Genomic DNA, 2,681 nt, shown 5'->3' on the forward strand with positions numbered 1-2,681 from the left:
CTACTGGCTGCTGGCCGGGAAAACTTTATATTTTTTCACTGTCCTCTTGACGGGTAGCAGTTCAGATTGTCACAGCAGGTTTTTCTACAAGCTGAACCGGCGGGCGGTATCCATAGGATACCGCCCGCCGGTTCTTTTTATTTTCCCTCTTCCTGCCCGCTGTGGTACCGGCGCATCAGCGCCACAAACTGCCGCAGCACCGGGTTGCCCTTCAGGCTCTTGTAATATATTCCGAAGGACAGCGGCTCCACCCCCGCCAGAGGCCGCAGCACCAGTTCCGGGTCCGGAGGGGTTAACAGCCGGGGCATCACCGCAAGACCGAACCCGGCCTTCACCAGCGTGATCACCGCCTCCGGCGACTCGCCGAAGAACAACTCGCCCGGCGCGCGCTCCGCTGATGCTGATCTGCTGCATGGCCATGTGCTTTTTCATCAACCTGCGGCTGAGTCTGGTATTTCTGGCAGCCATCGTGGTTCTGGGCGCGGCGCTGATCTTCATCATGCGGCGCACCATTCCCATCTTCGATCAGGTATTCCGCCGGTACGACGACCTGAACGCCAGCGTGCAGGAAAATGTGAGCGCCATCCGGGTGGTGAAGGCATACGTGCGGGAGGAGCACGAGACCGAAAAGTTCACCAAGGCCGCCCAGAACCTGTATAACCTGTTTGTGAAGGCCGAGGGTCTGCTGGCCTTCAACAACCCGGTGATGATGCTGGTGGTTTACGGCTGCATCATTGCCCTGTCCTGGTTCGGCGCCCATTTTGTGGTGGCCGGCAGCCTGACCACCGGCGAGCTCACCTCTCTGTTCAGCTATGTGATGGGTGTACTGATGTCGCTGATGATGCTTTCGATGGTGTTCGTCATGGTGACCATGAGCGCCGCCAGCGCCCACCGCATCGCTGAGGTGCTCACCGAAACCCCGGACATCACCAGCCCCGCTGGCCCGGGCGCTTGTCTCGCTGGCCTGCGTTTACGCGGTGGGTATCCTGTGCGCCTACGGCTACAACCGCATCATGGTCACCATCAGTCAGGGTACCATGCGGCGGCTGCGCGTGGAGCTGTTCACCCGCATGGAGTCTCTGCCCATCCGCTACTTTGATACCAATGCCCACGGCAACATCATGTCCGTTTACACCAACGACGTGGACACCCTGCGCCAGCTGATGAGCCAGAGCCTGCCCCAGATGATCAACTCCGGCGTGACCATTGCCGCCACCTTCGTGAGCATGGTGGCACTGAACATCCCCCTGACCCTGATCACGCTGGTGATGGTGGGCGTGATGCTCTTTGCCGCCTCCAAACTGGGCGGCCGTTCCGTCACCTACTTCGCCCGCCAGCAGAAGGACCTTGGCCGGGTGAACGGCTACATTGAAGAGATGATGGACGGCCAGAAGGTGGTCAAGGTATTCTGCCATGAGGAAAAAAGCCTGGAGGGTTTCCGCCAGCTGAACGAACAGCTGCGCCAGAGCGCCGACAACGCCAACAAGTTCGCCAACATCCTGATGCCCGTAAACGCAAACCTGGGCAACATCAGCTATGTGCTGTGCGCAGTGGCAGGCGCGGCGCTGACCCTGGGCGCGCTGGTCTCCTTTCTGACCCTGAACAAGAACTTCACCCAGCCGGTCACCCAGATCAGCCAGCAGCTGAACAGCGTGGTCATGGCCATGGCAGGTGCCCAGCGTGTGTTCGACCTGATGGATCAGCAGCCCGAGGAGGACAAGGGCTATGTGACGCTGGTGAACGCGAAGGAAAACGCGGACGGCACCCTCACCGAGTGCGCCGGGCGCACCGGCCTGTGGGCCTGGAAGCACCCCCACCACGACGGCACCCTCACCTACACCCGGCTGCAGGGCGATGTGGTGTTCAACCATGTGGACTTCGGCTACGACGAGCGCAAGCTGGTGCTGCACGAGATCGACCTGTTCGCCACCCCCGGCCAGAAGATCGCCTTCGTGGGCTCCACCGGCGCGGGCAAAACCACCATCACCAACCTGATCAATCGCTTTTACGACATTGCGGACGGCAAGATCCGCTACGACGGCATCAACATCAACAAGATCAAAAAGGCCGACCTGCGCCGCAGCCTGGGCATGGTGCTGCAGGACACCCATCTGTTCACCGGCACCGTGCTGGAGAACATCCGCTACGGCCGGCTGGATGCCTCCGACGAGGAGTGCATCGCCGCCGCAAAGCTGGCCGGGGCCGACCGGTTCATTCGCCATCTGCCCGAGGGGTATAACACCCTGCTCACCGGCGACGGCGCAAATCTTTCCCAGGGCCAGCGGCAGCTGCTGGCCATCGCCCGGGCCGCTGTGGCGGACCCGCCGGTGCTGATTCTGGACGAAGCCACCAGCAGCATCGACACCCGCACCGAAGCGCTGGTGCAGCAGGGCATGGATGCGCTGATGACCGGCCGCACCACCTTCGTGATCGCCCACCGGCTTTCCACCGTAAAGAACGCCGACTGCATCATGGTACTGGAGCAGGGCCGCATCATCGAGCGGGGCAATCACGACCAGCTGATCGCCCAGAAGGGCCGCTACTATCAACTGTACACCGGCAACGCCATAGGGGCATAACCCCCATAGTCAGGACCCCCGGCAAAGCCGGGGGCTTGAGTAAGCCCTAGAAGGGCATAATACAGACAACGCCCCTCAAGGGGCCACGAATGGGTCGGCCAA

1 protein-coding gene and 2 pseudogenes are annotated in these 2,681 nt (G+C 61.5%); 2 read left to right on the top strand and 1 reads right to left on the bottom strand.

Annotated elements, in window-relative coordinates; genetic code table 11:
• Window positions 1-137: 137 nt before the first annotated feature.
• A complete protein-coding gene (locus EDD77_RS17800) occupies window positions 138-374 on the bottom strand; it encodes a LysR substrate-binding domain-containing protein (RefSeq protein ID WP_058962559.1) in 237 nt (78 codons plus the stop codon).
• An 11-nt stretch (window positions 375-385) separates the two neighbouring features.
• Between EDD77_RS17800 and EDD77_RS17805 the strand changes: the two are divergent.
• Together EDD77_RS17805 and EDD77_RS17810 are read left to right on the top strand one after the other, a co-directional pair.
• Window positions 386-946, top strand: a pseudogene (locus EDD77_RS17805) (ABC transporter permease); the annotation flags it as partial.
• Window positions 933-2,579, top strand: a pseudogene (locus EDD77_RS17810) (ABC transporter ATP-binding protein); the annotation flags it as partial. The pseudogenes EDD77_RS17805 and EDD77_RS17810, both read left to right, overlap by 14 nt.
• Window positions 2,580-2,681 lie beyond the last annotated feature (102 nt).

Origin of the sequence: Allofournierella massiliensis, assembly GCF_004345265.1 — a bacterium.
Lineage (GTDB): Bacteria > Bacillota > Clostridia > Oscillospirales > Ruminococcaceae > Allofournierella > Allofournierella massiliensis.